At 65.3% G+C, this 6,440-nt stretch carries 5 protein-coding genes; 3 read left to right on the forward strand and 2 right to left on the reverse strand.

Features of this window, described 5'->3' with window-relative positions; translation table 11 throughout:
* Positions 1-346 precede the first annotated feature (346 nt).
* Complete coding sequence (locus tag RMO40_RS18430) at positions 347-808, forward strand: EVE domain-containing protein (protein ID WP_309724497.1); 462 nt, start codon at positions 347-349, stop codon at positions 806-808.
* 101 nt (positions 809-909) lie between these two features.
* Here RMO40_RS18430 and RMO40_RS18435 read toward each other — a convergent pair whose 3' ends face one another.
* Positions 910-1,941 carry a diguanylate cyclase gene (locus RMO40_RS18435; protein WP_309724499.1) on the reverse strand — a complete coding sequence of 344 codons (1,032 nt, stop codon included), beginning with the start codon at positions 1,939-1,941 and terminating at the stop codon, positions 910-912.
* A gap of 305 nt (positions 1,942-2,246) precedes the next feature.
* Between RMO40_RS18435 and RMO40_RS18440 the strand changes: the two genes are divergently transcribed.
* Positions 2,247-3,512 (forward strand): MFS transporter, encoded by a 1,266-nt coding sequence (locus tag RMO40_RS18440; RefSeq protein ID WP_309724500.1) that lies wholly within the window; start codon positions 2,247-2,249, stop codon positions 3,510-3,512.
* Here the strand turns inward: RMO40_RS18440 and RMO40_RS18445 are convergent.
* Positions 3,469-5,169: a protein kinase domain-containing protein gene (locus tag RMO40_RS18445; protein WP_309724501.1), complete on the reverse strand. Its 1,701-nt coding sequence runs from the start codon at positions 5,167-5,169 to the stop codon at positions 3,469-3,471. The two genes, RMO40_RS18440 and RMO40_RS18445, sit on opposite strands and share 44 nt — an antisense overlap.
* 177 nt (positions 5,170-5,346) lie before the next feature.
* Here RMO40_RS18445 and RMO40_RS18450 point away from each other — a divergent pair.
* Positions 5,347-6,440 (forward strand): FAD-dependent oxidoreductase (locus tag RMO40_RS18450; protein WP_309724504.1); only part of this gene is annotated, 1,094 nt, incomplete at its 3' end.

The following is a 6,440-nucleotide window of genomic DNA, read 5'->3' on the forward strand; positions in this document are numbered from 1 at the left end:
GCAGACGGCCAATTGCTCTGAAAACATCGCGCCTTTCAGACGCTCGCGCTTAGAATGAAAACGTCCGTTACGTTCGCGTGAGTCTTATATTTCCTTGAACCGATGCTCGCAAGAGCCAGGGCTTGGAACATCGCCCGGCAGGTGTGATCGTCTCGCGTCAGATGAACCCGAAGCCCCGCTGACCTCGCCCACCTGAACTGCCTGGGTTCAGGAATGCGGCTCACGGTTCGTGACGGACACCTTACACCACGCAACCCAGCGCATGCGCCCGAGCGCCCGGCCGCCCGAAGCCGGGCGCGATCCCCTCGGGGGATCGGCCGGCGTACCCGACGGCCGAGGGGCTCACATGACACAGTTCTGGTTGATGAAGAGCGAGCCCTCTGAGTGCTCAATTGACGACTTGGCCGTTGCGCCAAAAAAGACAGTTCCCTGGTTCGGCGTGCGCAACTACCAGGCGCGAAACTACATGCGCGACGAGATGCGTGTGGGCGATGGCGTGTTGTTCTATCACTCCTCCTGCCCTGAACCCGGCATTGCCGGCTTGGCCACCGTGGCGAGCGAGCCCTACCCCGACGAAACGCAGTTCGACCCGAAAGGCCACTACTTCGATGCCAAATCAGTCCGCGACAAACCGCGCTGGAGCCTGGTCGACGTGAAGCTGGATCGCAAGACACGCTTGTTGTCGCTGGCCGAGATGCGGCAAACGCCGGCCTTGGCCAGCATGATCGTGCTGAAGCCGGGCAACCGCCTGTCGATCACGCCGGTGACGCCCGCCGAATGGAGGGCCATCTCGAAGCTACTCGGTTGAACAGCGAGGGGCGGGGCGAGCGCCGGGCCGCTCCCAAGCCGGCCCGCCATCCCCTCGGGGGATCGGCCGGTGGACTCGCCGGCCGAGGGGCTGTCATCCTCTCAGGCCTCGAAGCGGATGCTGGCCAGGGTGACGTGGTTACCGCCACGCTTCTGAGCCTGCGCCAAGGCGGTGTCGGCAGCTTGCAGCAGGTCTTCCTGGGTGTGGGCGGTGTGCGGAAAGCTCGCCACGCCCATCGACACGGTGAACCCCAGGTCTTGGCCGTTGAGCATCACGATCTGGGTCGCACACTGGCGGCGCAAGCCTTCCATGCGCGCGTGCGCCGTGGCCAGGCCGACGCCCGACAACAGCACGGCAAAGCGCTCTTCGCTCAAGCGGCATGACGCGTCCATGGCGCGGGTGCCGCTGCGCAAGAGCCGCCCCAGAGCCTCCAGCACGCGAGAACGTGCCTCGGCGCCGAAGGCGCGCGCGGCGTCGCTGAGCGGGTCGAGCGCCACCGATACCAGCGCAAACTCGCGGTGCTCGCGTGACGAGAGATCGACTTCGCGCCGCAGCTGGTCGTCGAAGTGGCCGCGCTGGTACAGGCCGGTCGCGCTGTCGCGCAAACCTGAGTCATGCATCTCGCGGCGCAAGGCCTCGTTGGCCTGTTGCTGCTCCTCGAGCTGGCGCAGGGCGAGCTGCAGCTGCACTTCGCCCTGGCGTTGCGCCGTGACGTCGATCCAGATGCAGCACAGGTAGCGCGCGGCGCTGCCATCGGCAGCGGCCAGCGACAACCGGGTGACCGTGAACTCCCGGCGCACGCCGTTCAGCTCGATGCGGTGTTCGCTGACCTGCGGCACGGTCTGCACCATGGCCGACTGGTCGGCAACGCGCAGGGCGGCGCATGCCTCGGGCGGCAACCAGTCTTCGTCGGTCAGGCCTTCGACGGGGCGGTCGATCAACGACGCCATGCGCGCGTTGGCATGCACGTAGCGGCCGGTGGCAGCCTCCTTGATGGCCAGCATGGCGTCAACCCGGTCGAGCAAGGTCAGCGCGACCACGCCCCACGCCTGGGGCGCCAGACCAAAAGCACGCACCAGGGCGTGCGACTGGTCGGCGCGTGCAGCCAGAGCCTGCTGGTTGGATTCCGTCATTCCTTGTCTCGTCTTTGCCCGCTGGCTGGTGTCGACGGCGGGAGCCCCACGCCCATGCCATTAGTGCACTGGCTGGCACCGTCTGAAAACCCCTAGGTTGATCATAGCGGTGGTGTTTTGCCTGGCCGACCGCACACCCGATGTGCGGGGCGTGCAGATTCCGCACAAAAGCCGCGCCTCTGAAACGCGCTTGATCTGAGCAGCTTGTCACTGCCTCGCACCGATATTTGGCATGGGATTCGCTTGTGTGGTTCATAAATAAAAAACGCGCCCACAAAAGGGGCATCACCACACTGAGGATCACCGTGTCTGGCTTCAAGACTTTCCTGAAAGCGGGGCATGCCCCGACTCTGTTCGCTTCGTTTCTCTACTTCGACTTCTGCTTTGCCATCTGGGTGCTGAACGGGGCCATGGCGCCGTTTATCAGCGAGACGTTCAATCTCACCGCCGCCCAGAAAGGCTTCATGGTGTCGGTGCCCATCCTGGCCGGGGCGCTGATGCGCTTTCCGCTGGGCGTCTTGTCTCAGTACATCGGGCGCAAGAACGCCGCGATGGTCGAGATGGCGCTGATCGTGCTCGCGCTGGGGTTTGGCTACTTCTTCGTCAACACCTACGACGGTGTGCTCGCGATGGGCGTGCTGCTGGGCATTGCCGGCGCAAGCTTCGGCGTCGCGCTCTCGCTCGGCTCCGGCTGGTTCCCGCCCAAATACAAGGGCCTGGCCATGGGCATTGCGGGCGCAGGCAACTCCGGCACGGTGCTGGCGGTGCTGTTTGCGCCGCCTCTGGCCGCCAAGTTCGGCTGGTCAGCGGTGTATGGCCTGGCGGCTTGCACCATGCTGCTGCCCATGGCCGTGATGTGGTTCGCCGCCAAGGAGCCGCCAGACCGCGAGCACCAGACCTTTCGCGAGCACATTGCCTGCTTGTTCGAAAAAGACGGCTGGGCGTTCAGCCTGATCTACATCATCACCTTCGGCGGCTTCATCGGTCTGGCGAGCTTTCTGCCGACCTACTTCTATGACCAGTTCAAGGTGACGAAGATCGAGGCGGGGCAGCTCACCATGCTCGCCACCTTGATGGGCTCGGCCGTGCGGGTGCTTGGCGGGTACATCTCCGACCGCATTGGTGGCATCAACACCCTGAGCTGGGTGCTCGTTCTGACCGCCATCTCGCTCGTGTTGTGCGGCTTTGCCGGCAATTCGGTGGCGGTGACCACACTGCTCTTCATGCTGTGCTTCGCCGCACTGGGGGCGGGCAACGGCGCCCTCTTTCAGCTGGTGCCTTTGCGCTGGCCGCTCGCAACCGCCGTCGCGGGCTCGATGATCGGGGAGGTCGGTGCCCTGGGTGGGGGGTTCTTGCCCAATGCCATGGGGCAGTCGAAGCAGTTGACCGGCACTTACCTTTGGGGCTTCGTGTCCTTCGCAGTGCTGGCTTTGGTGATGCTGGTCATGTTGCGCATGGTGCAGATCCGCTGGACGCGCACCTGGGCGGAGAAAGGCGGCCGAGCCCGGCCGATGCCAGCGCCTGCCCCTAGCGCGGCAGGAACAGCAACCAATAAACCAGCAATGCGTTGAACAGCAGCGACACCGCCAGCGCGACCTTCCACAACGCCGTGGGGTCGCGCGCAATCAGCGGTGTCGACCCGTGCGCCGGCAGGGGCCGCGAGGCGCCACGCTGAATCGCCAGCTCCAGCTCTTCGGCCGTCTCGAATCGCTGTTTCTTGTCGAAAGCCACGGCCTTGAGCACGATGTGATCGAGCCAGATCGGCACATCGGGCCGCAGCCGCGACGGCGGCTTGGGCGGGCGCCGGAAACGCGCCGTCTGGTAAGGCTCGATGTCACCGAATGGCAAATGGCCGGTGAGCAGCTGGTACATGCAGACGCCCAGCGCAAAAAGGTCGGTTTGTGCGTCGACCGGCTCGTCGTCCCACAACTCCGGATTCATGTAGCTCGGCGTGCCGGCATGCAGGCTGCGCTGCTCCGTCGGCTCGTTGCCGGAGATCGCCACACCGAGGTCGAGCAGGCGCAGCTGACCATCGTCGCCCAGGTGCAGGTTGCCAGGCTTGATGTCGCGGTGAACCACCCCCAGCCGGTGCAGCCGCCCGATGGAGCGGGCAGCCGCCGAGCACCACGCAATCACATCGCTCACCGGCAAGCCCTGCGCCCCGCGCTGCGTGGCCAGTTGCTCCAGCGTCTGCCCGGCGTGCCAATCGAACAGCAGATAGAAAGCGCTCGCGTCCTGCACCTCGTGCAGGCTCACGAAGCCGGCATCGGCCTGCTCGCTGACGCGCGTGCCCAGCCAGGCCTCGTGTGCGAGCATGGCGCGCTCTTGCGGGTCGCTCGCGCGCGAGAGGTGCAGTGTTTTCAGCGCCCGCAGCGCCTTGGTCTGGGTGTGACGCACCTGATAGAGCACGTGCACCCCGGTGTCGGCGACCAGCGCGGTGACCACGTGGCCGTCGATCTCGTCGCCCACCTTCAGGCGTGGCGGCACGGGCAGCTGGCGGCTGCGCACCAGCGCGTCTTCGAGGCGTGTGCGCGCCAGGCCCAGCACTCGGATCACCATCACCGTGGCGTTGTCCTGCGAGCCCGCGGCCAGCGCGGCCTGCACGATGGCCGCGCTGGCCTCCTGCGCCGTGCCTTCACGCAGCAGCGAGAGCATGTGCTGTTGCGCCAGGCGGGTGTGCACGCCGTCGGAGGCCAGCACGAAGGTGTCGCCCAGGTGCAGCTCGCCCTGCAGGTAGTCGACGCGGATGGCGTCGTCTTGCCCCATCGCGCGGGTGAGCTGGCTGCGCAGGTCGGGGTGGTCGAGTGCGTGGTCTTGTGTCAGCCGTCGGCACTCCGGGCCACGCACCAGATAGGCCCGCGTGTCGCCCACGTGGGCCACCGTCCAGGTCTGGCCGCGCAAGGCCAGCGCCGTCAAGGTGCTCATCGCAGCACCGGAATGGCGCCGGTTGTGGGTGGCCAGCCAGCTGTTCTGGGCGCTGATGATGCGGTCGAGCACCACGCTGGTGTCCCAGGTGGGTGGTGCGCCGAAGTAGTCTTCGACCACCGACATCACGCTGGTCTGGGCCGCCATGCGGCCCCCACCGCCCGCAGAGACGCCATCGGCAATGGCCGCAATGAAACCCAGCGCCTCCTCATGCGGCGCAGGCCGTTGGGCTGCAGCGAAATCTTCGTTGTCTTGCCGAGGGCCACGATCGCTCGTGTAGCCCATGTCGATGTCAAAGCTCATAAATGGGTCGGGTTGGCACCTGCATGGGGCGATTGATTAACTGACAAAGAAGCAAGCAAGACGCTTGCCCGCAAACAGTGCACAAAGCACCAGATTGCAGCCGATCAGGGGTAACCCGCTGGCACCACCCTTGCTACCTCTTGGAGCACTGAGAACAGAGACTGAGGAAACAGCCGCATGAAGAAGATGAAGCTGGTGATGGTCGGCAATGGCATGGCCGGGGTTCGCACCCTGGAGGAGCTGCTGAAGATCTCGCCCGACCTGTACGACATCACCGTGTTCGGGGCCGAGCCGCACCCCAACTACAACCGCATTCTGCTGTCGCCCGTGCTCGCAGGCGAACAAACGCTCGACGAGATCGTGCTCAACCCCTTGAGCTGGTACGAAGAAAACAACATCAAGCTGCACCTGGGCAAGAAGGTCGTCGAGGTTGATCGCAACAAGCGTGTCGTGAAGGCCGCCGACGGCACCGAACAAGCGTATGACCGCCTGCTGATCGCCACCGGCTCCAACCCCTTCATCCTGCCCGTGCCCGGCAAGGAGCTCGAAGGCGTGATCGCCTACCGCGACATCGCCGACACCAACACGATGATCGACGCGGCGTCGAAGTTCAAGCACGCGGTCGTCATCGGCGGTGGCCTGTTGGGCCTGGAAGCCGCCAATGGCCTGATGCTGCGCGGGATGCAGGTCACCGTGGTGCACATCATGCCGTGGCTGATGGAGCGCCAACTCGACGACACCGCCGGCAAGCTGCTGCAAAAGTCGCTCGAAGACCGTGGCCTCAAGTTCATGATCGGCGCGCAGACTCAGGCGCTGATCGGCGACCAGGACGGTGGCAAGGGTGGCCGCGTGATGGCCGTTCAGTTCAAGGACGGCACCGAAGTGCCGGCCGACCTGGTGGTCATGGCCGCCGGCATCCGACCCAACACCGAGCTGGCCCTGAAGATCGGCCTGCACTGCTTCAATGCCGGGCGCGGTGGCATCGTCGTCAACGACACGATGCAGACGATCACCGACCCGCGCATCTACTCGGTCGGTGAATGTGCTGCGCACCGTGGCATCGCCTACGGCCTGGTGGCCCCGCTGTTCGAGCAAGGCAAGGTCTGCGCGACGCACCTGGCCGAGTTCGGCATCGGCCGCTACAGCGGCAGCACGACCAGCACCAAGCTCAAGGTCACCGGCATCGACCTGTTCTCCGCCGGCCAGTTCATGGGCGGCGACGGTTATGAGCAGATCGTGCTCAACGACCCGTTCGGCGGCGTCTACAAAAA

It is taken from the genome of Rhizobacter sp., assembly GCF_031412075.1.
Classification (GTDB): domain Bacteria; phylum Pseudomonadota; class Gammaproteobacteria; order Burkholderiales; family Burkholderiaceae_C; genus Rhizobacter.